This window comes from Vibrio sp. 2304 (assembly GCF_033339475.1).
GTDB lineage: Bacteria > Pseudomonadota > Gammaproteobacteria > Enterobacterales > Vibrionaceae > Vibrio > Vibrio alginolyticus.
Map to the genome: position 1 here is coordinate 1 of NZ_JAWOUQ010000001.1, position 23,311 is coordinate 23,311.

The 23,311-nt window shown below is 47.2% G+C and carries 23 protein-coding genes, 1 rRNA gene, 1 pseudogene and 1 riboswitch; of the genes and pseudogenes, 15 read left to right on the forward strand and 10 right to left on the reverse strand.

The features are described 5' to 3' along the window. Together R7P64_RS00005 and R7P64_RS00010 are read right to left on the reverse strand one after the other, a co-directional pair. Positions 1-75 (reverse strand): 16S ribosomal RNA (locus R7P64_RS00005); the annotation flags it as partial. A gap of 539 nt (positions 76-614) precedes the next feature. Further along, a complete protein-coding gene (locus R7P64_RS00010; protein ID WP_033907183.1) occupies positions 615-1,139 on the reverse strand; it encodes a DUF3087 domain-containing protein in 525 nt (174 codons plus the stop codon). Between the two features lie 160 nt (positions 1,140-1,299). On the opposite strand from R7P64_RS00010, the gene trmY reads away from it, so the two are divergent. Continuing rightward, entirely contained in the window at positions 1,300-1,899 is a 600-nt protein-coding gene (trmY, locus tag R7P64_RS00015; protein WP_017634347.1) for a tRNA (pseudouridine(54)-N(1))-methyltransferase TrmY, read from the forward strand. A 77-nt stretch (positions 1,900-1,976) separates the two neighbouring features. On the opposite strand, the gene R7P64_RS00020 is transcribed toward trmY, so the two are convergent. Together R7P64_RS00020 and R7P64_RS00025 are read right to left on the reverse strand one after the other, a co-directional pair. Continuing rightward, positions 1,977-3,320 (reverse strand): TldD/PmbA family protein, encoded by a 1,344-nt coding sequence (locus R7P64_RS00020; protein ID WP_054578541.1) that lies wholly within the window; start codon positions 3,318-3,320, stop codon positions 1,977-1,979. Beyond that, the gene (locus tag R7P64_RS00025) at positions 3,320-4,705 is read right to left on the reverse strand and encodes a TldD/PmbA family protein (protein WP_318123004.1); all 1,386 of its coding nucleotides are present in this window, start codon (positions 4,703-4,705) and stop codon (positions 3,320-3,322) included. The genes R7P64_RS00020 and R7P64_RS00025 overlap by 1 nt, the downstream gene beginning before the upstream one ends. Positions 4,706-5,016: 311 nt before the next feature. Then, a riboswitch (TPP riboswitch) is annotated at positions 5,017-5,124 on the forward strand. Between the two features lie 97 nt (positions 5,125-5,221). On the opposite strand from R7P64_RS00025, the gene thiD reads away from it, so the two are divergent. The 8 genes and pseudogenes from thiD to R7P64_RS00065 all read left to right on the forward strand — a co-directional run bounded on the left by thiD (position 5,222) and on the right by R7P64_RS00065 (position 11,729). Beyond that, positions 5,222-6,079, forward strand: a complete 858-nt coding sequence (gene thiD / locus R7P64_RS00030) for a bifunctional hydroxymethylpyrimidine kinase/phosphomethylpyrimidine kinase (RefSeq protein WP_005383329.1) — start codon at positions 5,222-5,224, stop codon at positions 6,077-6,079. Beyond that, a complete protein-coding gene (locus R7P64_RS00035) occupies positions 6,069-6,824 on the forward strand; it encodes an ABC transporter ATP-binding protein (protein WP_054578543.1) in 756 nt (251 codons plus the stop codon). The genes thiD and R7P64_RS00035 overlap by 11 nt, the downstream gene beginning before the upstream one ends. Positions 6,825-6,882: 58 nt before the next feature. Beyond that, a pseudogene (locus tag R7P64_RS00040) lies at positions 6,883-7,617 on the forward strand (ABC transporter permease); the annotation flags it as partial. 47 nt (positions 7,618-7,664) lie between these two features. Next, entirely contained in the window at positions 7,665-8,615 is a 951-nt protein-coding gene (locus R7P64_RS00045) for an ABC transporter substrate-binding protein (RefSeq protein WP_155486333.1), read from the forward strand. 54 nt (positions 8,616-8,669) lie between these two features. Further along, a complete protein-coding gene (gene tenA, locus R7P64_RS00050; protein WP_005374294.1) occupies positions 8,670-9,338 on the forward strand; it encodes a thiaminase II in 669 nt (222 codons plus the stop codon). Positions 9,339-9,350: 12 nt separating this feature from the next. After that, positions 9,351-10,142, forward strand: coding sequence for a hydroxyethylthiazole kinase (thiM, locus tag R7P64_RS00055; RefSeq protein WP_009697282.1), 792 nt, complete (start codon positions 9,351-9,353; stop codon positions 10,140-10,142). 64 nt (positions 10,143-10,206) lie between these two features. Next, positions 10,207-10,821, forward strand: a complete 615-nt coding sequence (thiE, locus tag R7P64_RS00060; protein ID WP_238970620.1) for a thiamine phosphate synthase — start codon at positions 10,207-10,209, stop codon at positions 10,819-10,821. 182 nt (positions 10,822-11,003) lie between these two features. Further along, positions 11,004-11,729 (forward strand): phosphatase PAP2 family protein, encoded by a 726-nt coding sequence (locus R7P64_RS00065; RefSeq protein WP_318118573.1) that lies wholly within the window; start codon positions 11,004-11,006, stop codon positions 11,727-11,729. A 69-nt stretch (positions 11,730-11,798) separates the two neighbouring features. Here the strand turns inward: R7P64_RS00065 and R7P64_RS00070 are convergent, their stop codons facing one another. Together R7P64_RS00070 and R7P64_RS00075 are read right to left on the reverse strand one after the other, a co-directional pair. After that, entirely contained in the window at positions 11,799-14,246 is a 2,448-nt protein-coding gene (locus R7P64_RS00070; protein ID WP_213897424.1) for a trimethylamine-N-oxide reductase 2, read from the reverse strand. Positions 14,247-14,268: 22 nt separating this feature from the next. Further along, a complete protein-coding gene (locus R7P64_RS00075) occupies positions 14,269-15,363 on the reverse strand; it encodes a NapC/NirT family cytochrome c (RefSeq protein ID WP_005374302.1) in 1,095 nt (364 codons plus the stop codon). A 270-nt stretch (positions 15,364-15,633) separates the two neighbouring features. Here R7P64_RS00075 and R7P64_RS00080 point away from each other — a divergent pair, with 270 nt between their 5' ends. From R7P64_RS00080 to R7P64_RS00100, 5 genes are all read left to right on the forward strand, one after another. Next, positions 15,634-16,149 (forward strand): GNAT family N-acetyltransferase, encoded by a 516-nt coding sequence (locus R7P64_RS00080; RefSeq protein ID WP_005374306.1) that lies wholly within the window; start codon positions 15,634-15,636, stop codon positions 16,147-16,149. Positions 16,150-16,158: 9 nt separating this feature from the next. Beyond that, positions 16,159-16,890 carry a glucose 1-dehydrogenase gene (locus R7P64_RS00085; RefSeq protein ID WP_213912017.1) on the forward strand — a complete coding sequence of 244 codons (732 nt, stop codon included), beginning with the start codon at positions 16,159-16,161 and terminating at the stop codon, positions 16,888-16,890. Position 16,891: 1 nt separating this feature from the next. Then, complete coding sequence (locus tag R7P64_RS00090; protein ID WP_005383318.1) at positions 16,892-17,362, forward strand: GNAT family N-acetyltransferase; 471 nt, start codon at positions 16,892-16,894, stop codon at positions 17,360-17,362. A 118-nt stretch (positions 17,363-17,480) separates the two neighbouring features. Then, positions 17,481-17,948, forward strand: coding sequence for an HAD family hydrolase (locus tag R7P64_RS00095; RefSeq protein WP_005374312.1), 468 nt, complete (start codon positions 17,481-17,483; stop codon positions 17,946-17,948). Positions 17,949-17,981: 33 nt separating this feature from the next. Next, positions 17,982-18,509, forward strand: coding sequence for a GNAT family N-acetyltransferase (locus tag R7P64_RS00100; RefSeq protein ID WP_130545280.1), 528 nt, complete (start codon positions 17,982-17,984; stop codon positions 18,507-18,509). Between the two features lie 37 nt (positions 18,510-18,546). Here the strand turns inward: R7P64_RS00100 and R7P64_RS00105 are convergent, their stop codons facing one another. The 3 genes from R7P64_RS00105 to R7P64_RS00115 form a co-directional block, all read right to left on the reverse strand. Beyond that, positions 18,547-19,137, reverse strand: a complete 591-nt coding sequence (locus R7P64_RS00105; protein WP_225455765.1) for a type II secretion system protein — start codon at positions 19,135-19,137, stop codon at positions 18,547-18,549. Positions 19,138-19,290: 153 nt separating this feature from the next. Beyond that, positions 19,291-19,578 carry a hypothetical protein gene (locus R7P64_RS00110; RefSeq protein ID WP_005374318.1) on the reverse strand — a complete coding sequence of 96 codons (288 nt, stop codon included), beginning with the start codon at positions 19,576-19,578 and terminating at the stop codon, positions 19,291-19,293. A 66-nt stretch (positions 19,579-19,644) separates the two neighbouring features. Beyond that, entirely contained in the window at positions 19,645-20,544 is a 900-nt protein-coding gene (locus tag R7P64_RS00115; protein WP_130545281.1) for a DMT family transporter, read from the reverse strand. Between the two features lie 92 nt (positions 20,545-20,636). On the opposite strand from R7P64_RS00115, the gene R7P64_RS00120 reads away from it, so the two are divergent. Further along, positions 20,637-22,073: a PLP-dependent aminotransferase family protein gene (locus tag R7P64_RS00120; RefSeq protein WP_318123007.1), complete on the forward strand. Its 1,437-nt coding sequence runs from the start codon at positions 20,637-20,639 to the stop codon at positions 22,071-22,073. 96 nt (positions 22,074-22,169) lie between these two features. Here the strand turns inward: R7P64_RS00120 and R7P64_RS00125 are convergent, their stop codons facing one another. After that, positions 22,170-23,306 (reverse strand): glycerate kinase, encoded by a 1,137-nt coding sequence (locus R7P64_RS00125; protein WP_318123008.1) that lies wholly within the window; start codon positions 23,304-23,306, stop codon positions 22,170-22,172. Positions 23,307-23,311: the final 5 nt, after the last annotated feature.

A 23,311-nucleotide genomic window follows, 5' to 3' on the forward strand; every position in this document is an offset into this window, starting at 1 on the left:
TCGTTTCCGCTCGACTTGCATGTGTTAGGCCTGCCGCCAGCGTTCAATCTGAGCCATGATCAAACTCTTCAATTTAAAGTTTTTGATTCCCTAAATAAATAGGGAGAGGCTCAATGAATACTGACTTCAAAACTACTAATGTAATTTTAAAGCTATTATCGTTCCAACAGAACGATAATGAATTGACTGTGCCAAGTCCGAAGACTTGATTGGTCACTTCGTTTCATTGAAACCTAATTTGATACCGCTTTCCGTTAAGAAAGAAATATCTAATTGGATTATCATCAACGAGTGCCCACACAGATTGATAGGTCTATATTGTTAAAGAGCTTGCTTCGTAAGCTTTGCTATCGAAGCGGAGGCGTATTCTAAGGAATTAATTTTCAGTGTCAAACACTTTTTTAAATTAATTTTTAGAAGTTTTCTTTCGCCTTCTTGCCAACCGCTTTTGCGTTTCCGCTTTGCCCTGACAACGGAGGCGCATTATAGGGAGATGATTTTTCTTGGCAACCCCTTTTCAGAAAAAAAATCAAAAAAAAGCGTCGAATGATTAAATATCACTCAAACGCTTATTTTTAGCACTCAGTTGTTAACTTCAAGTAGCAAATAGGCAATCAATATGTGTCTAGCCAAGACTCTTCAAAGCCTGTGATATCGAGACTCATTGATTGCGCCGCTTCGATTTGCTCGATAGCCTCCAATTCTTTATTTACACTGCTCATCGTCAGTGTGTTGTTGTCTAGCTCAAACACCTGACTTTGAGTCGTATAGTAGAACTTAAGGATCGTCAGCGCTTTTACATCGCCATTGTTCGCGGCTGCTTTAATGCTTTTTAGTTTACGAAAGATCTTGTTGTGCAGCTGCTTGAGTTTCCAAACGTACAGCACTTCTTCCATGTATGGTCGAGTTTTAATTTGATTCAATAAAGAGAGGGAAGTTGCAACTGCGAGAACGACACCAATCAAATTCCAATGGAAATTGCCCGTTGATTGTTCTGGTACGACTTCAGTGTTGCCAAACAAAACAATCAACAAGGTACTAAAGGCAAGAGAGGAGATGGCGAGCAACGCAACAAAACCGCCAATCACAAGGTTTACTTTCTTTTTATAAATGTCTTTATTTATCTGTTTGATTTCCATATACCACTCCTAACAGGGTTGCCTCCTATTCTAGCCAGCACACCCAGCTCCACAATCGAAGCTTTGTAAGTAAGTTCACATTTGCTATTAAACTCGCATCCCTTCCCTGCTTGGGTATATACTTCCGCGCATTCACTCTTCCTATATAGAGGCTAAATTCATGCGCTCTTTTGTTTTACGAGCTCGCGCGGCGCCAACCACCAGCAAAGCACTGTTAGAAGGTGTTGGTAATGAAGCGCATACAGAGATTCTTGCTCATACCATGATGAACACGATGTTCGTTGCTCAATCACACCGTGAAGATGTGGTTGTTCACTTGGTTTTAGAAAGCACAAAAGATTTCTCACGCACCATTACTATTCGCTCCAACGACATCACCAACATTGGCGGCTTCCATGAGTCAACCTTGATTGCAGCAGTGGCTCGCGCTTTGGATGCTTCGGTTGGTATGGGTAAAGAGCAACTTCGTGAAGTCGAACCTGGTATTACCGTTCGTACAGTGAGCTTTGAACGCCTAGTACAAGAACTGGCAGAAGATCACCAACTATATATGCTGGATAAGAAAGGCGAATTTGTTCGTGATGCAGAAATTGGTGAAAATCCATGTTTCTTGCTAACTGACCATATACCGATGCCGAAAAAGTCTTTTAACAGCTTAAAGCGCCTTGGCACAGAGAAGATCAGCTTAGGTCCTAAGATGCTTTTCGCTTCTCAGTGTGTAGTATTGATCCACAATGAGTTGGACATACGCGAATTCTAGTTATTCGCGCACACGTTGCTAGATAATGAAAGAGGACTCTATTGAGTCCTCTTTTTGTTTCTATAGTAATGCTAAGTTTACTTACCACCAATGCTCAAACGAGCAAAACGAACGTCTGGCGAGAAGAAAGTTCGGCTATCGTTAATTAGCTGAGTATCACCTACTGCCTCAACTTCTTGCAGCATATTGTAGAAGTTACCCGCTACCGTGATCCCACGAACTGGTTGAATGCGCTTACCATCACGGCACAAGAAACCACTCGCGCCAAATGAGAAATCACCACTCACTGCATCCGCACCAGAATGGACACCTTGAAGTTCGACTAACTCTAGGTACTCACCCGCTTTTACTTCTGACGCACTGCTGTTACCCGTCGCAATCACTTTGTGATTCGCTGATACGTCTAGGCTCGATTTTGCACCGCGAGCGGCACTTGCTGTCGAGACTGCGCCCAAGTAACTTGCGGTCTGGCTGTTGTGTAGCAAGGTTTTCAACTCACCATTAGCAATCATGACATTATCTTGAGTAGCGAAGCCTTCACTATCAAAACTCGCGATTGCCATACCATTTGGCATGTAAGCCGTATCAGTAAAGGTAATTAAATCACTCGCAACACGTTGACCAAGCTTGTCACCCAGTGGCGTAATGCCTTTCATCGCGCTTACGCCAGAGAAAGCACTGCCGAAAGCACCGAATAAACTTGCTAGCGCATTGATGTGGAAAATAGCAGGGTAGTTACCTGTCGCAACCGGAGCGCCTTCCAGAAGATCACGAGCAAGGTTGTAGCCACCTTCTATACAGTAAGCTGGATTCAACTCATCAAAACGGCGACCCAGTGACATTCTACCCGCCATTGACTGTTTGCCGTCTTTTTCAAACAAGGTATACGCGTAACAAGTGAACGAGCGCTCGAAGTGTTGACACAATGTGCCTTGAGTATTGGCAATGATCAGTTGTGTTTCGCCATCGCTGTAACCATTGTAAGGTGCGCTAGAAGCGTGAGGCAGAGCCACTACGCCTTGCTCAAGTGCGAGAGACAGTTCGATTTTTTCGTCAACAGAAGTGGTATCTTCTTGCACAATCTCAGCAACATCAGTCGTGATTTGGCTGTTTACGCAGCTGATGGTTTGATGTTCATCTTGCTTGGAAAAGCGAGCACTTTGCAGCGCGTTTGTGAGCATCAAATCTAAACTTGGTTGCTCTAGTGATTCAGAATAACTTGTCGCGACACGAGCATCTTTAATAACTCGAACACCCAGCACTTGACTTGAGCTTACTTTGTACTCATCCAGCTTTCCTTGGTTCGCTTTCAGAGAAAAGCTGCTGTTGCGGTTTACAATGACGTCCGCTTCTGCACCTTGGCGTTTTGCTTCTGATAGGACGTAATCAACCGCATTAAGAAGTTGTTGTTCTTGGCTCATTAGTTACCGCCTCCTACCAGAATGTTATCGACTTTCAGTGTTGGCTGACCGACTGTTGTTGGTACTGAACCACTTACGGAACCACACATGCCCGGCGCAAGTGCCATGTCTTTGCCGACCATGCTGATTTCTTTCAACACTTTTGGACCCGTGCTGATCAGCGTTGCTGTTTTCAGAGGCTTGGTGATTTTGCCATTTTCAATGAGATAAGCTTCACGAACAGCAAAGTTAAACTCACCCGTACCCGGTTGAACCGAGCCACCTCCCATCTTCTTCGCATAGATACCATGCTCGATGCCTGCCAGCATGTCATCAAGTGAATGCTCGCCTTCTTCGATAAAGGTATTACGCATACGCGAGGTTGGTGCGAACTTGTAGTTTTGACGACGACCAGAACCCGTAGGTTCGTAACCTGTCTTCATGCAACCCATTTTATCGACCATAAAGCTGGTTAGCTTACCGTCTTTGATCAATTGGGTGCGCTGAGTCTTCATGCCTTCGTCATCAACATGAATCGAGCCCCATTCGTTGGTCATGGTGCCATCATCGACTGCATTCACCGCGGTGTGAGCAACCATTTCGCCCATCTTGTCGTGGAATACTGAAGCTTTCTTCGCAACCGAAGTGGTTTCTAGCAAGTGACCACACGCTTCATGGAAGATAACGCCGCCAAAGCCGTTACCAATTACCACTGGCATTTCACCCGATGGACAAGCATCAGCGCCAAGTTTTACCAACGCTTGTTGCGCGATAGTTTGACCTAGCTCTTTCGCATCAAGCTGTTCACTGAACTCCCAGCCAGCAAGAGCACCAGGACCTTCCATACCAGAAGACTGCTCATTACCTTTTTGAGCGACAGTATTACCAGCAACTCGGATGTAGTGACGAGTATCGTCAACGTGTAGACCTTCTGAATTGAAGATAGACACTTGCTGTTCGCGCTGAAGCACGCTGCCAATAAACTGGCTGATATGCTCACTCTCAGCACGTGCGGCTTGGTCAACTTTCAATAGAAACGCGATTTTTGAATCTAGGTTAGCATCCTTACTTAGCGGCATGCGGCAACCATGTTGGATTGGGTAGCGGTTCAAATTCAAAGAACCCGCTGACGCGATTTGCTCACGCTTGTCTTTTGCAGCAAGCAGCGAGGTTACGCGCTTTAGTTCGGCTTCATCTGTGCTGTTGGTGTAACCGTAAAGCACCTTATGACCGAAAAAAAGACGAATACCGATACCAAAATCGATACCCGAGTTAACCTTATCCACTTCACCAGATGCGATCTGGACAGTGTTGGTTTGGTGATGTTCAACGAATAGTTCAGCGAAATCAGCCCCCAAAAAGAGAGCATGATCGATCACTGACTTCGCTGTTACAGAATTAAGCATGAAGTCTCCTTGCTCGATGATCGTCTTAGCCTTCCTAATTAACTGTGAAAAAGTTCAACAAAGTTAAATTGGCAACACGTTAAATTTTAACAGTTTTTTAACCTTGTTTTGTGCTAATCCTTGCTTAACGAGACCACGATTATTTATTAAATATTCCAGGTTCTGCTCATTCACCAGAGCGTTGCACTAGTAAATTCCACCCAGCAAACCATTTAGGTGCTTACTTTATCACTCACCTCGCATAATTGAATACTCATTATAATTACGCTCAAAAAACGTATCCCTTCCGCAATGGTCCTGCTATCATCCGAACGAAATAGTCGGGGGGCCACACGACAAGTGTTGGCTGAGATCGAAATTCGAGACCCGTTGAACCTGATTCAGTTAGCACTGACGTAGGGAACTATGCACACTTTGCCTTTCGTCGCCCCTCTTAGGTAAGCGATAGCGATCGAAAAATCGATCTATCTGCAACGGTCAAAGTCAGTTCCTATACGTCTTGTAGTAGGAGCGACCATGACGCAGCAATCACAACCTCATTCACATCACACGCCAGCCTTGCCTACCCCTATCGTATTGACCATCGCGGGCTCAGACAGTGGTGGCGGTGCAGGTATTCAAGCCGACATCAAAGCGATGTCCGCAACCGGCAGTTTTGCTTGCTCGGTAATCACGGCGATTACTTCGCAAAATACCCAAGGCGTTTCTGCGATTTTCCCCATTCCTCTCGACCATGTAGAGAGCCAACTTGATGCAGTATTTACCGACCTCAACATCGTTGCAGTCAAAGTGGGCATGCTGGCAGATTCCAATATCATCAAAGTCGTTGCTGACAAAATTAAACAATACCAGCCAAAACACCTCGTGATTGACCCTGTAATGGTGGCCACTAGCGGCGATCTATTATTGGAACAGTCGGCAATCAGCACTTTAAAAGAAGAATTGATTCCGCTCGCAGACATCATTACCCCTAACCTACCCGAAGGCGCAGCATTGACGGGTAAGCCAATGCCTCAGTCAGAATCTGAAATGAACGATATGATTACCGACCTTCGTGCGCTTGGAGCCAAAGCTATTCTGCTCAAAGGCGGTCACCTTGAAGAAAATGAAAACAGCAACGATCTGCTTATCATGCAAGACAGTGCCGAGTTAATTAGCGCCAAGCGATTTCCAACCAAAAACACCCATGGCACAGGCTGCACGCTGTCTTCTGCCATCGCATCTTATCTTGGACAAGGCAACAATCTGCACAAAGCGGTGCACCTTGGTAAGCAGTACATCAGCCAAGCTATCGCGCACGCTGATGAACTGGATGTCGGTAAAGGTCACGGCCCTGTGAACCACTTTTTTGCGGGTCATACTTATGTTCGCTAACGCGATTGGCATTCAGCTTTCCGATGCTAGCCTGCGATACAAAGATAGCCAAACACCGACTTTAGCAGGAATGAACATGACCATTCCCGTCGGTAAATGGACGGTATTACTCGGACGAAGTGGCTGCGGGAAAACCACAATATTGCGTTACTTAGCTGGCCTACTGGATGACCAAGTTGACTGGCATGGCGAACTCATCACAACCGATGGCGCTGCACTGCATGACCGTATCGCTTACATGGCTCAACAGGATTTATTGCTACCGTGGTTGAATGTGTTAGACAACGTCTGCCTCAGTTCTCGATTTTCTCAAGAGCAAGCACCAGAGCAAAATAGACAACGTGCACTGACTTTACTCAGCCAAGTGGGACTCGCCGATTACGCGGATGCTAAGCCAGCTCAGCTCTCTGGCGGCATGAGACAACGTGTTGCCCTTGCTCGTACTCTGATGCAAGACAAGCCTCTGGTTCTGATGGATGAGCCCTTCTCTGCGCTGGACGCGGTTACTCGCCATAAGTTGCAAACCTTGTCTGCCGAATTATTGAAAGATAAGACGGTTGTTCTGATTACCCACGACCCACAAGAAGCGGTGCGATTAGCTCATCAACTCTATGTATTGCAAGGCTCACCTGCGCAAGCTCAGCACTTGGTTGTTCCGGGTTCTACGCCTCCACGAGTTCTCGATGGAGAATGCGCGGCGCTACAACAAGCGATTTTGGACCAATTGGAGAAAGACTATGAGTGATATGACTCAGTACAACTCCGTTTCGGCACGTATTGGTAAAAAAGAAAGCGTGACACATCCGGCTCTGCGCTTGGTCATCAGCACTGCGGTGATCTTGGGATTGTGGCAGTTGGTCGTGGTGATATTCGATATGCCAAGCTTCATCTTACCTTCACCAATTGAAGTGCTGGATAGATTGGTCACTCGTTACGATGTCCTGCTCAAACATACTTGGGTTACCGCGCAAGAGATTTTACTTGGCTTGGCGCTTGGATTATCAATGGGTTTGCTGTTCGCATTGCAAATGCTGATGTTCGAGCCGCTCAAGCGTTGGTTACTGCCCATTCTGATTGCTAGCCAAGCGATCCCTGTGTTCGCCATCGCGCCAGTGCTCATGCTTTGGCTTGGTTACGGCATTGCATCGAAAGTTGTCATGGCGGCGATCATCATCTTTTTCCCCGTCACGACATGTTGTTATGACGGTTTGCGCAATACACCAACAGGTTACCTCGATCTTGCCAAGACCATGGGCGCGTCGAAATGGCAGCTACTTCGTCATATTCAATTGCCAGCCGCACTACCAACTTTAGCTTCAGGTATTCGTGTTGCCGTCGTTATTGCGCCAATTGGAGCAGTGGTCGGTGAGTGGGTAGGTTCAAGTGAAGGCTTGGGTTATCTGATGCTCCAAGCTAACGCTCGAATGATCATTGATGAGATGTTTGCAGCGCTGTTTATCCTCGCCGTGCTGTCTATCTCACTCTACTTCATCACCGATAAATTATTGAAAAAAGCCATCCCTTGGGAAAGCAAGTAATTGCCGAAAATAACCAAAGGAAATTGGGAAAGAAAAGGAAGAACCCCGTGAATAAAAACAAACTTATGAGCGCTGCTGCTCTACTCGCTTCAGTGGTATCAACCAACGTGCTTGCCTCTGAAAAAGAGATGACACTGATGTTGGATTGGTTCGTCAATCCAAACCATGGTCCTATCGTGATTGCCAAAGAGCGCGGTTACTTCAAAGAACAAGGTTTGAAGGTCAACATTCAAGAGCCTGCAGATCCAAGTACACCACCTAAGTTGGTCGCGGCGGGTAAAGTCGACATGGCGATTTCATACCAACCGAGCCTAACTATCGATGTCGCGGCTGGTTTGCCACTAATCCGCTCTGCGACTTTGATTGCTACGCCACTCAACACGCTGATGGTGTTGGACAACGGTAAGAATGAAAACCTTGGCGACTTAAAAGGCAAGAAGATCGGTATTGCGATCGCAGGCAACGAAGAAGCAACAATCGGCACCATGCTAGCTCAAGAGAACGTGAAGTTTTCTGACGTACAAATCATCAACGTAGGTTGGGCGCTGTCTTCGTCTCTTGCGTCTGGCAAGGTGGATGCGATTTGGGGCGGTCTACGTAACTTCGAAACCAACCAACTGGCACTAGAAGGTTATAAAGCTAAGGCCTTCTTCCCTGAAGAACACGGCGTGCCAGCGTATGACGAGTTGGTCTTCGTAGCCAATGCAAAAACCTACGACAAAGAAGCCATCAAGGCATTCAATAAAGCACTAGAGCAAGCGACCACTTACATCGTTAACCATCCAAAAGAGTCGTGGAAAGAGTTTGTGGCTTATTCACCAGACACCCTCAACAACGAACTTAACCAACGCGCTTGGAACGACACGCTAACTCGTTTCGCTCTTCGTCCATCTGCAGTAGATCTGAAACGCTACGATGATTATGCCGAATTCATGTATTCACAAAAAATCATCGAAACACTGCCAAAAGCGAAAGATTACGTACCGAGCTTTGACTAATTCTACTGACCTTAGGCTCAAAGCCTAGGGTCTTTTGATAACGAGATACCCATAATGAAATACCAAGATTTGATCGACGCTTGCCGCCAAGATTGGCAAGAATACACTGAGCATGCTTTCGTGCAGCAATTGGCGCAAGGCACTCTGGCTCAGCCTTGTTTTCTGCATTACCTAAAGCAGGATTTTCTTTTCCTAAAGCAGTACGCACGAGCTTACGCATTAGCGATCTACAAAGCACGTACTTTGGATGACATGCGCCGTGCCCTACCAAGCGTACACGCATTGCTCGATTCTGAAATCGCCCACCACGTGACTTACTGTGAGCAATGGGGACTGACAGAATCCGACTTAGAAAACGAGCCAGAAGATTTCGGCACTGTGGCTTACACCCGTTACGTATTAGATGCTGGCATGACGGGCGATCTTGTTGATCTATACGCGGCACTAGCGCCATGCTCCATCGGTTATGCCGTAATCGGTAAGGTGCTGATTGAAGATGAAAAGACCGTAATCGAAGGCAACCCATACGCAAGTTGGATTAATCTCTACGGTGGTGAGGAGTTCCAATCTGGTGTCGCAAAAGGTGCAGAACACTTTAACCAGTTATTGGCGGAAATCGACATCAATAGCCAGCGTGGTCAAAACCTGATTCAGGTATTCAAAACTGCAACGCGTATGGAAGTAGCATTCTGGCAACAAGGTCTGAATGCTCAGCAAGATTAATCGGAGAGTCTCATGTTAATTGAACAAATCACCCAAGCATTAACCGCAGTACGCCAGCAAAAGCCATTAGTCGTCAACATCACTAACTACGTGGTGATGAACAACACGGCAAACGCGCTATTGGCTATCGGCGCTTCTCCAATCATGGCGCACTCCAAGCAGGAAATGGCAGAGATGATGTCGTTCGCGGGCTCACTGGTTATCAACATTGGTACCTTAGACAGCGTTTGGACACCTCGTATGAGCTATGCCGTAGAGCAAGCCAATGCCAATGGTAAAATCGTTATACTCGACCCAGTCGGTTGCGGAGCAAGCTCACTACGTACAGAGACATCACGTGAAATCGCACGCCTTGCAGACAAACTCATCATCCGAGGTAACGCCTCAGAAATCATTGCACTCGCTGGCGAGCAAGCACAAAGCAAAGGCGTCGATGCGTTAGACAGCAGCGACACAGCACTTGGTGCAGCCAACTTCTTAGTCACAGAGTATGATGCAAGCGTGGTGATTTCTGGCGAGACCGATTACATCGTCACGAAAGGGCAAACCGTGCAACTGAACAATGGTCACGAGATGATGCCATACGTAACCGGAATGGGCTGTACGCTCACGGCACTAACGGGCGCTTTTGCTGCCGTTGGTGATGACACTGGTCTCGCAGCAGCAGCGGTACTGGGTGTTGTTGGCGAGATTGCAGCGGAACAAGCTCGTGGTCCAGGTAGCCTGCAAATGAACCTGTTGGATGAGCTTTACCAGTTGGATGAAGAAACATTGGCGAAGCGCCTCAAACTGCACGTGCAATAAGCTTTTATCTCTTTTAACACTAGCCTCTCAATCCTCTTTCAATGAGAGGCTTAAAGGAAACCCAATGAACGCCTATCGTTTATATTTGGTCACCGATGACCAACAAGATTTAGCCACACTAAAGCGTGTTGTGAAAAAAGCCGTGGAAGGTGGCGTGACCATGGTACAAGTCCGCGAAAAACACGGCGATGTGCGTGCGTTTATCGAACGAGCTCAAGCCGTAAAGACTATCCTTGAAGGTACTGGCGTCCCGCTAATCATCAATGATCGTGTTGATGTTGCCCTTGCCGTCGATGCCGATGGTGTTCACCTCGGGCAGTCAGACATGCCAGCAGAGATCGCTCGTCAATTGATTGGCCCAAACAAGATCCTCGGCTTATCGATTGAGACTGAAGATCAGCTGGCAGAGGCGGATTCTCTGCCCATTGATTACATCGGCTTGAGTGCCATCTTCGCGACGCCGACCAAAACCAACACCAAAAAACACTGGGGTATTGATGGTTTGAAGATGGCGTTAGAGACGACTTCACTGCCGATTGTTGCCATTGGCGGCATTAACGAAACCAACATTCCTGCCCTGAGTGCGACAGGTGTACATGGTTTGGCTTTGGTTTCTGCCATTTGTCATGCAGAAAACCCAACCAAAGCAGCAGAATACTTACTTTCTCTGATGGATTAAGACCCCAGCGCTTAAGGATGAGCGCCTTTACCTTCCGGATAAATATCATCAATTCATCACTCAACCTTCATTCTCTCGTCAAATTGACAAAGCGTTGATAAGTTTTTCACGCCAGATAACGTAAGATAAGCCCCTTATTTTCACGTGGTTGAATAACCCTCAATAAAAACAAAACGCTCTCAATGAAAACCAAAAAATATGGATTGATGATGCTCGCCTTGTCTGTTCTTGGCATCATCTCAATGTCGCTGTTTGGCTCTTATCACAATCTCACTTCACAGGTGCCTGAAAGTCTGGGTATTACTTTTACTTTGCTCACAGATTCTGCTGGTAGCAAAGGTTTTTTAATTACGTTAACACTGCTACTGCTTTCTTTATTTCGCTTTAAACCAAGTCGCATTGAGTGGATACAAAAACTCTCAATGTTAGGGTTGTTACTGGTGATTGGTTTTGCCAGCAAAACGGGGCTAAAACTGATGACAGAAAGCCCGCGTCCCTACGCCGAACTGCTTGCTGAAGAGCAATTGATTGAGCACCCAGAAGCGTTTTATCAGTTGGATACAAAGCAGCAAGCCAACGTAATTAACCAGATTTCTGAACACGTCAGTGATTGGCGAACGCGCCATTGGCAAGGCGAGAAAGACTATTCTTTCCCATCCGGCCATACGATTTTCGTTTCGATTTGTTTGGCTTTCTTTGGTGGTTTGTTCTTACAGAACAAGTGCTATATCTCTGCACTGTCATTGTGGATGTGGGGAATGAGCGTCGCATATACCCGCTTATGGCTGGGCATGCATCGCCCTGAAGATTTAATAGGCTCGGTCTTGTTTGTCGCGATTGTATTTACTTTACTCCCGACATTTCAGATTAAGAAACAGATGCCGTTTGTTTCTCTCGCTTCGCGCTAATGTGAACGATGACTAGATAAAAAGAAGCCAGCGATTCGCTGGCTTCTTGCTTTCAATCGCTACTTTTTTCTAGCCATTTCTTGGTGGTTCAAACGCTGTTAGTTCTAATTCTGGGCCAGTGTATTTTTCAATACGAACCAGTGCCGAGTTCGCCGCACAGCCGTTTGCAAGTCGAGAGGTCGGAATATCCAACGTTAACACGTTACAACCGCCGTTCTTACAAATGCCGGTTTTAGGATCCAAATCCGGCCAACCGCCTTCATGAATACACACTGAACCTTGCTTGATTCGGTCAGTCACTTCTGCACCAACCAATACTTGGCCACGGTTGTTAAACGCACGAACTAGATCGCCCGTTTTAATACCACGCGCTTTCGCATCTTCAGGGTGAATCCAAATAGGTTCACGGTTTGCAATTGCGTACTCTTCGCGAATCTTCGCGTAGTTGAATTGGCTGTGTAGACGATGCGCTGCGTGCGCGGTCATTAGCTGCAACTCGCCATCTTTCGCAGTACCCGTGTACTCGGTTGGTGCCATCCACGTTGGATGTGGAGGACAGTCTTCCAACTGATAGCCTTCAATGGTTTTCGAGAAGATTTCGATCTTACCACTTGGTGTACCGAGTGGATTCATGATCGGGTCTTCACGGAAATCTGCGTAACGAACAAACTGTGCGTTCTTCTCGTTCCACTTCATCTCGATCAGTTGGTTATCTTCCCAGAACTTGCTGAAGTTCGGCATTGCTACGCGAGAGCCACGGCCACCTTGTTGCGCCGCCTTGTAAAAGCCGTACAGCCATTCCATTTCGGTTTTGCCTTCGGTGTATACGTCACGGCCACCCGGAGCTAGCATCTCTGCCATGTCCGCGAATACATCGAAGTCATTACGCGCTTCACCTTGCGGCTCAACCACTTGCTTCATTGGCACCAAGTGTTGGTTACTGTAGTCACCCGTCATCGTTAAGTCGTTACGCTCGAACGATGTGGTGATTGGCAGAACAATGTCCGCGTGCTTCGCAGCCGCCGTCCAGTAAGGCTCTGAAATCACGATCAGCTCAGGCTTTTGCCACGCTTTGGCCAGACGGTTGGTGTCTTGGTGGTGAGTAAAGTTCGCACCACCTGCCCACCAAATCATCTTGATGTCCGGGAACGTCAGTTCATGACCGTTATGATGGTAGGATTGACCTGGGTTTTCCAACGCCTCGACAATACGCGCCACAGGGAAGCTTTGCACCGCGCCAGACACCGCCCAGTCGTTCCCCGCAGAAGAGCCGCCACCCAGCGATGCCGAAATCGCAGGAAGTACGCCAGCATCACGAGCAGGGTTACCACCGTTTGAGTAGTGGTAAGAGAAACCAAAACCACCGCCCGGTAAACCGATTTGACCCAACATTGTTGCCAGTGTAACCAGCATCCAGTGACGCTGCTCACCGTATTGTTGGCGCTGCATGCCCCAACCAGCCATCAGCATGGTGCGGTTTTTACTGAAGATGTCAGCCAGTAGCTCAAGTTGCTTCGCAGGTACGCCACAGATTTGTGATGCCCATTCTGCTGATTTTTCTACGCCGTCTTCTTCGCCCATCAGGTACGCTTCAAACTTGTCGTAACCTGCGGTGTATTTATCGAGGAAGGCTTTATCGTGCTTACCTTGTTTCACTAAGGTGTGTGCGATGCCCATCATCATTGCCACGTCGGTCATTGGGTGAGGAGCAATCCACTCCGCATTCTCACCAAAGAACTCGATGGTTTCAGAACGAATAGGGTCAATAGCGATAACCGTCTTGCCTGATTTTTTCAACTGATGGAAGAACTCAAGACCAGCACAGTCTGTTGAGCTCCACGCGATTTTTAGAGTGTTGATCGGGTTTAAGCCCCAAAGCACAACCACATCGCTGTGCTCTAGTACCACTGGGTACGTAGTTTGTTGCTCGTACACTTCGATAGAGCCCACAACGTGCGGCATGATGACCTGCGCAGCACCCGTTGAGTAGTCACCCAAGTGGCCTGAATAGCCGCCCGCCATGCTCATGTAACGTTGCAGCAAGGTTTGTGCTTTGTGCAGCACGCCACTTGAACGCCAGCCGTAAGAACCAGCAAACACAGAAGCCGGGCCATATTCTTTACGAATGCGCATGTGCTGCTCGTGGATCAGCTTGTAAGCTTCATCCCAAGACACCCGTACAAATTCATCGCTGCCACGAACTCCTTCGGGAGCTGATGGGTTTGCCAAGTAACCTTTGCGAACCATTGGGTACTTAACACGCGCTTTAGTGTGCACTTGGTCAGGACCGGTGCTTTGTAGGCTGTTTGGTACAGTTTGTGGAAGAGCATTGGTAGTCGAAACCAACTTACCATCTTTCACTTCACATAACATTGGGCCCATGCGGCCTGCTGTCAAAATGCCCTTGCCACGCTGGTTTGAAGACGCAACAGACATAGGTGCAAATGAAGTGAATGCCATTGCACCAGCCGCCATACCAGTGCCTTTTAGAAATCCGCGACGGGTCATATTAGTCATAATCTTATCCTTCTATTTATCGTTAGTGACCAACCACATCTTTCGCGTGGTGCTGGAAGAACTTGGTTAGAATTTCTAGGTTCTCGGCTGAAATATCAGTTCGATCACCCATACTTTTCGCTACCGGTCCCCATGCATTCACTGTGAAGTGATTTGAAGGAATTTTCGCGTGACAAGTTGCACAGTAAACGTTGTCCAACTCTTCTGCGTATGACCATACTGGTTCAAGCGTGTCAACAACTGGAGAATCAATAGCGCCAGTTAGAGAAACCGCGCGCCATTCGTTGCCGTAAACATCTGCCTCAAATTCACCAGTTTCAAGCGCTTGTTGGCCTTGCTCTGTTAGCGTTGCAACGATGGCACGTTGACCTTCTCCCATGTAAAGCACTTGCTCTGCGCCTTTCATTTGGAATGCGTTCAACTTAACAGTGCGGTTGTCGCCTTCAGAGCTGATTACTTCCAACTTCGTCGTTGGGTTAATTTTACCCATCTCACCCATTGCGATTTCAGTCACAGGGTAAACAACCTTGGCATTAGGTGATGTTTTTGTGGTGAAGCTCATCAACGTTTCAAATGCCTTGCTGTCTAGCTCTGCTTCTGGTGCAAAGTGCGCCACACCTTTATGACAATCGATACACGTTTGATCGTTTGCTTTCGCGTAAGCGTGCATCTTCGCCGCATCACGTGATTGCTCAAACTCTTCCATTGCATCGAAATCATGACACGAACGACACGTCGCTGAATCATTTTCACGGAACTGAGCCCATACCGTTTCAGCCATATCTTTACGATGTGCTTCATATTTCTCTGGCGTGTCGATCTTACCTGTCACAAATTCATGGTAGATGTCTTTCGACGCGCGAATTTTGGTGATCAGGTAATCCATTGGTTCTTGAGGAATATGACAGTCAGAACATTCCGCGCGAATGCCTTTCGCATTACTGAAGTGCACTGAGCCTTGGTACTCTTTGTAAGGGGTTTCCATAGAGTGGCACGAGAGACAAAATTCAGTATCTGAGGTGTAATGCATTACTGCCGCACTCCCCCCCAAAGTTAACCAGCCCACACCAATGCCGGCAGCAACCAGCAGTGCAACATATCGTTTTTTTATTGACATAATTAGCAACACTTCCAAATAAAATGTAATTATAGGTCGCAAATTACTACTTTATGGGTAGTCCTCTCTTGATCCACATCATTTCCGTGTTGCTCTGTATGCCTCAAGTATGAAATTTTGTTATTTGCATCTCAAAGATGAATATATGGCAATAATCCATTACCCAGCCAACCATTCACCACATAAATCACTTTTATGAATGCAACTATTTGATTAAACAGATAAGAGGATGAGAGACTGAATCTCCACATTGATGCAGTAAGGACACGCATGTCAGTTTATATCGAGACGCACAGAAGCCAATTAAGACCCATCAAAGCCAGTGACTGGGAACTCTTTCAACGATTACTCTCCGAACAAGAGGTTATTGCGCTCTGTTTCGATCGTCCCAGCGAAACAGAAATAAGAGAAAAATTTGCTTCGCGATTATTACCATGGACCCCAAATTGCCAGCATTGGCTTTGCCTTGTAATACTCGATAAGCAATCTGAACAACCCATCGGCATCACTGGCTTTGCTATTGAAAACGGTAAGGCAGAGGTAGGTTACTTACTTTTGCCGGAATTTCATGGCCAACAGTTTGGAACAGAAACTCTTCAAGCGCTTTTATACTGGGCAACCTCGACACATAACATCAACCACTTTTCCGCGACGGTCACTGAAGGCAATATTGCGTCAGAGCGTGTCCTGATAAAATGTGGTTTCGAACTCATTGAGGTCATTCCAGACGCATACCAAATTGGTGGCAAACCCTACGCCGATAAAATCTACTCACTACATAAATAAGGACGTATTTTGAATAAAGTAGTCATCATTACCGGCGCAAGCCGAGGCATTGGAGCCGCAGCGGCGAAAAAGCTGGCCGAGCAAGGCTATCGCGTTTGCGTTAATTACCGCACTCAGCAAGAGGCCGCCGACCAAGTTGTGGCAGAAATACAAGCAAACGGTGGCAAAGCGATTGCCATCGCCGCAGACGTAGCCGATGAGCAGCAAGTGCTCTCCTTGTTTGATGAAACAGAACGTGAATTTGGTGCAGTGACGCACTTGGTCAACAACGTTGGAATCCTCTTTACTCAATCGCCTTTGTCAGAAATCAGCTTGGAACGCTTTCAGAAAGTAATGAACACCAATGTGAATAGCTGTTTTCTCTGCTGTCGAGAAGCGGCGAGGCGATTCAGTGCAGGCGGTGCAATTGTGAATGTCTCCTCTGGAGCGTCGCGCTCAGGCGCGCCATTTGAGTATGTCGATTACGCCACATCAAAAGGCGCGATGGATACCTTAACTAAAGGGCTCTCGCTAGAGTTGGCAGAGCGCAATATTCGCGTCAATGGCGTTCGACCTGGTTTCATTTACACTGATATGCATGCCGACGGCGGAGAACCAAACCGAGTAGATAGACTCAGCCCTCAAATTCCTCTTAAACGCGGTGGCACGGTAGAAGAAGTAGCAAATGCGATCGCTTGGCTATTAAGTGACGAAGCCTCTTATGTCACAGGATCATTTATCGATATTGCAGGGGGCAGATAGAATGCAAGTCCATATCCGACAAGCGATTCCCGAAGATTTAGACGGAATTTTTCAGCTTAATTTTCAAATTAATTCACTGCATTTTGCGAATGCGCCAGAAGCCTTTGTTGCGCCTTCAGGAGCTGACCGCGAATTTCTTGCACAAGCACTAGAGAACAAAGAGCGACTCTTTTTGATTGCCGAACGCGAACAGCAAATTCTCGGCTTCTTAACCGCGATGATCACCCAAAACGACACCGTCAGTTTTCTGATCAAAGACCCAATTTGTCGCGTGGGAACAATTGTTGTCGATGAAGCGCAAAAGCAGCAAGGAATCGGCCGCCAACTGCTCCTAGCCTGTGAGCAATGGGCGCGCGACGCCAATGCCACACAAATTCGATTGGAAGTGATGGAATTCAATCAGCCAGCACAGCGCTTTTACGATAATCAAGGTTTTAAAACTAACTCACGCATTATGCTGAAACATTTGTAACGATAACGACAATTAAGCGCTTTTCACGACTAAACCCACCTAAATCGCATTTATCGATGCAATTTACCCCCTGATTTTAGAAAAAGACGATATGATGTGCGGATAAGGAGATTCGAACATGATTTATCTTTTCGATTGGGGGAACACCTTGATGGTAGATTTCCCTCACGCACAAGGAAAAATGTGCGATTGGGAACACGTAGAAGCAGTTCCTCAAGCCAGAGAAACACTGGCAATACTTTCCCAAAATCATCCCATCTACATTGCGACCAGTGCATCTGATTCCAACATGGAAGAGGTTCAGCGTGCATTTGTTCGCGTCGACTTAGACCAATACTTAAATGGCTATTTTTGTTTTGCCAACCTCGGTATCGCTAAAAACCAACCTGAGTTTTATCTCGCCATCGCAAAACAGTTAGGGGTTAACGTGAGTGGAATAACCATGGTTGGCGATTTACCTCACAAAGATATTTACCCTGCGATGAAAGCGGGCGTAAACACAATTTGGTTTAACCCAACGGGCGCTGATGCACCAGCCGAAGCCATTCCTAACCAAATTCGTTGTTTATCTGAGCTTATCCCCTAACCGTTACTAACCTGCACTAATCAAGGAAGATGAATGCAAATCAGATCCATCAAGGTGAGCGATATCGCGCGCTTCACCGCGCTGTGGAATCGAGTGTACTCCGAAGGGGAATTTTTGATTTCTCCTGCACCCGATAACGCAACGCTTCGCAGAATCCTGCAACGTGTGGAAAACGAGTCCATCCCTCAGTTTGTCGCGTTTGACCGCCAAAAACTTATCGGTAGTGTTGAAATCTACCCAGCTGAGATGTGCGGTTACGAAAGAGGGCAACGCCTTCGCGTCGGTATTCTTGGTATTCACATCGACAAAAACTACCGAGGCAAAGGATTGGGGCGGAAACTATTGGCAGTCGCGATCGCACGTGGTTGGGAATTTGGTTACGACCAAATCGCACTCTACGTATACAAAACCAACACACCAGCGATTGCTTTGTATGAACGGTTTGGATTTGAACATCAGGGGGAACTTGGGGAAGTGACCTTGCCAAATGGTAAAGTCTTGATGAGTCAAAAAATGATATTGTATAAAGCGCAAAGCCGTTCGAAAAGCCCAGATTTGTAGAGTCACGATAACCGTTGTTCGCAACACTTATTCGGGGTTAACACCCTTGCGTCACATGCCCTCGAACAATTGAATCGTTAGAGGCTTGATTCACGTAGTAGAAATAGCATGCTTCTTCTGCCAGTGTGTAACCTTGCGGCCAAATGTACACCACGCGATCAACACCCGATTTATCTAAGAACTGATAATCAGGAATAGCGACAAAATGAGCACTGTTTGGGTGCTGCTGACCGATGATGCAAAAATCACTGCCTTTGCACGGCACGTCAATTTTCGAATAACCTCTGGCTGGTAGATCGATTTCTAACAAAGCTCGAATACTATCGGCACTCGCTTCTGGCATGCCTTTGCGTGTTTTGACATGTCGGTCAATGTAGTGAACGTGCTCTTGGCCGTAAGCGTTATCAATCACTGATTGAGCATGAAAGAATTTGAGAGCCGTACCCAAAGAAGACTGAGAACTGTGCAGCATCGCAGCGTATGCTTGGCGATGAATATCGAGTAGTACTGGTAAAGCAGCTAATGCGATGAAAGCCAAAGTGGTAAGCACTATGGTGATTTCCATCAGCGTAAATCCCTTTGATTTCACGTTTCTTATCTCAACTAGCCCAAGACAATAGCCCCACATCCATGTGAGACCGAGCCAATATATCGCCAATTTCTTACGATTAAAGGCTTAAGGGGCAAGAAGAGACAAACACCACTCAAACTTGAGAACAGCAGCCAAAGAGCAGTGTAACAAAACGACGCTATGTGTCAGATATTAGACGGTTTTTACTCTCTAGTTACTGAGTAAAGGCACATTATTTCGCACCAGACCACGACGAACATTCGTGCACATTTTGCCAAAACGACGAATCTCATCGAACTGCGGAACAATGCCGCGCTCCATGGCTGACTCCCAATAAGTGACTTCTGAATCGACCATTTCCAACAATTTCTTCGGACAGCCAATGCACTGCCCTTCTGGTCCACATACAAACGTTTCTGGTTCATAAATTGGTAGTTCCGCTTTTACTTGCTCGATGATGCTACGCATGGCGGTCATTCGATCTGGCTTTACCTTCATCATTCTGCTCCACGGATTAAGATGAAGCAGATTGTACCCACTGATACGCAAATGTCCCTACCCAATTTAGGTATATTCTGTTTGAATCGATTTCTTTATCGTCAGATCCGGCTTTTTAACCACCAAATACACCGCCGTAGCTGCCAGTACGAAACCAGAAATCCCCATCCAATCAAATGACTCTCCAAACGCGAGCCAAGCCTGAATCGCCGTCGTTGGCGGCACCAGGTAGAATACAGAAGCTACGCTCGATGCAGCACCGTTCTTAACCATGTACAGCAGCAGTAGAATAGCTACACAAGAGAGCACGACGACCAACCACAACACAGTCAAAATAAACTCCAGTTCCCACTGCACTTGCATGGTTTCAAACTGCATCGCAACGGGCAGAAACATGATGAGCGCGGCCAAATATTGCACCGTCGCACCACCCACCATATCCACTTGTTGGCAATGTTTTTTCTGATAAAGCGTCCCTAGCGTGATACCAACCAAAGCCAATAAACACAAACCAATAGCCAGCACTTTATGCTGCTCGGATTGCCACTCCATTTTGCCCATCAACACCATAGCGATACCGACAAAACCAAGAGCCAAACCCAACCATTGCGAGGGTTTAAATTCCTCACGAACAAACGCCACCAGCAAAGCCGCGGTTAAAATCGGTTGAATACCCACCAGCAACGAACTCAACCCAGCAGGCATACCCAAGGCGATAGCGAAATAAGTACCGCCCAGATAGAAACCGTGGATCAACGCCCCAACCACGCAGCTGTGCCAAAAATCTGTTCCTGTCGGCAACCTTCTACGCAATACCGCCACAAGAACCAAAAACAGTAAGACATTGAATGCCATACGGATAGAAAGTAGTGTCGCTGGCTCGGCATATTGCAAACCAAAACGCGCACCAACAAATCCAGAAGCCCAAAGGATGACAAATACAAAAGGGATGGCTCGGATTAACATGTTCGCCTCACTCACGCTTGTTTTATGTTTTGAGATACTGCTAATGTAATTAGGTACAGTGTTTTCAAAAAGTGACAGATGGAAGTGTTTTTATGGGTACAGATTTATTGGGAAGCGGTGAAGGGAATAAGTACCTCGTGGTGGAAAAACACCTCAAACAAGCCATCAATGGTGGCGTTTATCAGGCGGATGATCGACTGCCCTCCATTCGCTCGTTGAGCCAAGAATTAAACGTCAGTAAAAATACCGTGATTCGTGCGTATCAAGAGCTGGAAGCACAAAACTTGGTTTACTCGGTTCCCAAATCGGGTTATCGAGTTAAAGTCGCCTTGCCGACCTCTCGCTCAATTCCGGATCCGACTCGCGTGGATTTGCTCTCGATCTGCAAAGAAATCCTTACTTATCCTGAATACCAAGAGCGTTTGCCTACCGGTTCTGCCCACCCAAACATTGACTCCCCCGCGATCAAAAGCTTGTACGCCGAGATCGGCCGCCACAGCCGCCAGCAAACGCATGTACCGAGCCATTACCAATTACCACCCGGTGATCACCTCTTAATCAAACAACTAGCGAAAATCACACAAGATTTGGGCACGCCAGCCAAGTTGGATGAGATCATGGTGACGCACGGCGCGCAACAAGCCATTAGCCTAGCGCTGCGCGCAACGACACAAAAAGGCGATATCGTCGCGGTGGAGTCCCCTTGCTATTTTGGCAACTTATTGATGCTAGAATCACTCGGCCTCAAAGTGGTGGAAATTCCGAGTTGCCCACGCGACGGTATGTGCCCCGAAGCCTTAGCAAAAGCAATGGCGACATGGGACATAAAAGCGATCATCGTAACGCCAAACTTCACCAATCCAACTGGTGCCATGATGCCGCTAGAAAAGCGTCAACAATTACTATTGGCGTCCGGCAATATTCCTATTATCGAAGACGATGTGTTTGGCGGGTTAAGTTATGATAAGCCGTTGCCAAGCCTGAGATTGCTCGATGACAAGCAACGCGTAATTTACGTGAATTCGTTATCCAAAACGCTCGATTCGCGTTTGAGAATTGGTTGGATGTTGGCGGGGCGATATCGAGACCAAATTGAACAATATCTACTGTGTGAGAATATGGGCAGTTTGAACCTGATGCAATCCGCCGTGGCAACGTTTCTAACGTCAGGCAAGTATCGAGCGCATACTGCGCGAATGGGTCGGGTTTATCAAAACAACATGCGACGATTTATCCAGATGCTTCATCAATACTTGGATGAATACGAACCTCTAAAAAATCGATACCAGATCAACGCCGTACAAGGCTCGTTCTTACTTTGGTTGCGACTGCCCGAAGACACGGACAGCTATGCGTTGTATCAAGCATGCAATAAGCACAGAATCAGCCTACTTCCCGGCACCGTATTTGGCACTCAAGGGCAATATCGGCATTGCGTACGCCTCAGCGTGGCAAACTTTGGTCATGAAACCGATTGGAGTCAAGCGATGCAAACACTGGCAAAGTTGATAGCAAAGCATGTCTGTTAACTCGCTCTTGCTAAATGAACTTATGCCCACACACGCAAACAGGTAACAACAAAAAACTCCACGCAAAGGTGGAGTTTTCTCGTATCGTTATCGCCCTCAGTGCGACTTAATTTTCCACATTCTCGCGACGTTTTCGGCTAAATTGGCAACGTTGACGTCGGCCTCTTTCATGGCCTCAGGTAAGCTCATCGCCCTTGGTACACAAGCAAGCACCGCATCAATGCCGCACTCATAAACCGCCTGATAGTTGTCGCCCACACAGCCTGCTAATGCAATGACTGGTAAATTACACTGCTTGGCGACCTGAGCAACGCCCATCGGCGTTTTGCCATGTGCGGTTTGATGATCGATTCGACCCTCGCCTGTAAATACGATATCCGCATCCGCAACATGCTGAGCAAGTTTGACCGTTTCAAGCACAATCTCAATTCCCGGTTGCAAACGTGCTGGCGTGTACCCGAGCAAGGCCGCGCCCATACCACCAGCAGCACCCGCCCCTTCACGAGTCAGTACATGCTTACCCGTCGCTTGTTCCGTCAACTCGCCAAACTTGCGCAATGCGTTATCGAGCAGAGTGACGTCTGATACGGTCGCTCCCTTTTGAGGGCCAAAGATAGCCGACGCGCCTTTGTCACCACAGAGTGGGTTATCAACATCGCACGCTACCAACATTTCGCAAGTTGCTAAACGAGGGTCAAGACCAGAAATATCGATGGACGCAAGCGCCGCTAACCCGCCTCCATTTGGGGTAATTGCATGACCAGATTCATCAAGAAACGCCACCCCCAACGCGGTCAACATGCCCACGCCACCATCATTGGTAGCGCTGCCGCCCAAACCAATGATTAAGCGTTGAATACCTCTATCTAGCGCGTGTTTGATCAGCTGTCCAGTACCAATGCTGCTGGTCAGTTTTGGGTCGCGAGCATCACTCGGCACAAGGTGCAGACCACTGGCCTCCGCCATTTCAATAACCGCGGTTTCGCCGTCGCCGAGGATGCCATAAAACGCTTCAACATCATTCCCTAATGGCGCGGTCACCGTTGTGAAGACTTGTTCGCCTTGAGTTGCATCTATCAAAGATTGAACCGTGCCTTCGCCACCGTCTGCGACCGGAACCGTAACAAACTCAGCATCATGCCATACGCGAGCAAGACCTGTTTTGATCGCCTCGCTCACTTGTTTGGCGGTTAAGCTTTCTTTAAATGAATCAGGTGCAATTACCACTTTCATACGTA

Bases quoted from the DNA above. Each gene is read 5' to 3' on its own strand.
- R7P64_RS00065 (WP_318118573.1), top strand. From the start codon at position 11,004: ATGAAAACCAAAAAATATGGATTGATGATGCTCGCCTTGTCTGTTCTT.
- trmY (WP_017634347.1), top strand. From the start codon at position 1,300: ATGCGCTCTTTTGTTTTACGAGCTCGCGCGGCGCCAACCACCAGCAAA.
- R7P64_RS00120 (WP_318123007.1), top strand. From the start codon at position 20,637: ATGGGTACAGATTTATTGGGAAGCGGTGAAGGGAATAAGTACCTCGTG.
- thiM (WP_009697282.1), top strand. From the start codon at position 9,351: ATGTTAATTGAACAAATCACCCAAGCATTAACCGCAGTACGCCAGCAA.
- R7P64_RS00010 (WP_033907183.1), bottom strand. From the start codon at position 1,139: ATGGAAATCAAACAGATAAATAAAGACATTTATAAAAAGAAAGTAAAC.
- R7P64_RS00090 (WP_005383318.1), top strand. From the start codon at position 16,892: ATGCAAGTCCATATCCGACAAGCGATTCCCGAAGATTTAGACGGAATT.
- thiD (WP_005383329.1), top strand. From the start codon at position 5,222: ATGACGCAGCAATCACAACCTCATTCACATCACACGCCAGCCTTGCCT.
- R7P64_RS00035 (WP_054578543.1), top strand. From the start codon at position 6,069: ATGTTCGCTAACGCGATTGGCATTCAGCTTTCCGATGCTAGCCTGCGA.
- R7P64_RS00125 (WP_318123008.1), bottom strand. From the start codon at position 23,306: ATGAAAGTGGTAATTGCACCTGATTCATTTAAAGAAAGCTTAACCGCC.
- tenA (WP_005374294.1), top strand. From the start codon at position 8,670: ATGAAATACCAAGATTTGATCGACGCTTGCCGCCAAGATTGGCAAGAA.
- R7P64_RS00020 (WP_054578541.1), bottom strand. From the start codon at position 3,320: ATGAGCCAAGAACAACAACTTCTTAATGCGGTTGATTACGTCCTATCA.
- R7P64_RS00100 (WP_130545280.1), top strand. From the start codon at position 17,982: ATGCAAATCAGATCCATCAAGGTGAGCGATATCGCGCGCTTCACCGCG.
- R7P64_RS00095 (WP_005374312.1), top strand. From the start codon at position 17,481: ATGATTTATCTTTTCGATTGGGGGAACACCTTGATGGTAGATTTCCCT.
- R7P64_RS00075 (WP_005374302.1), bottom strand. From the start codon at position 15,363: ATGTCAATAAAAAAACGATATGTTGCACTGCTGGTTGCTGCCGGCATT.
- R7P64_RS00070 (WP_213897424.1), bottom strand. From the start codon at position 14,246: ATGACTAATATGACCCGTCGCGGATTTCTAAAAGGCACTGGTATGGCG.
- R7P64_RS00080 (WP_005374306.1), top strand. From the start codon at position 15,634: ATGTCAGTTTATATCGAGACGCACAGAAGCCAATTAAGACCCATCAAA.
- R7P64_RS00110 (WP_005374318.1), bottom strand. From the start codon at position 19,578: ATGAAGGTAAAGCCAGATCGAATGACCGCCATGCGTAGCATCATCGAG.
- thiE (WP_238970620.1), top strand. From the start codon at position 10,207: ATGAACGCCTATCGTTTATATTTGGTCACCGATGACCAACAAGATTTA.
- R7P64_RS00105 (WP_225455765.1), bottom strand. From the start codon at position 19,137: ATGTGGGGCTATTGTCTTGGGCTAGTTGAGATAAGAAACGTGAAATCA.
- R7P64_RS00025 (WP_318123004.1), bottom strand. From the start codon at position 4,705: ATGCTTAATTCTGTAACAGCGAAGTCAGTGATCGATCATGCTCTCTTT.
- R7P64_RS00115 (WP_130545281.1), bottom strand. From the start codon at position 20,544: ATGTTAATCCGAGCCATCCCTTTTGTATTTGTCATCCTTTGGGCTTCT.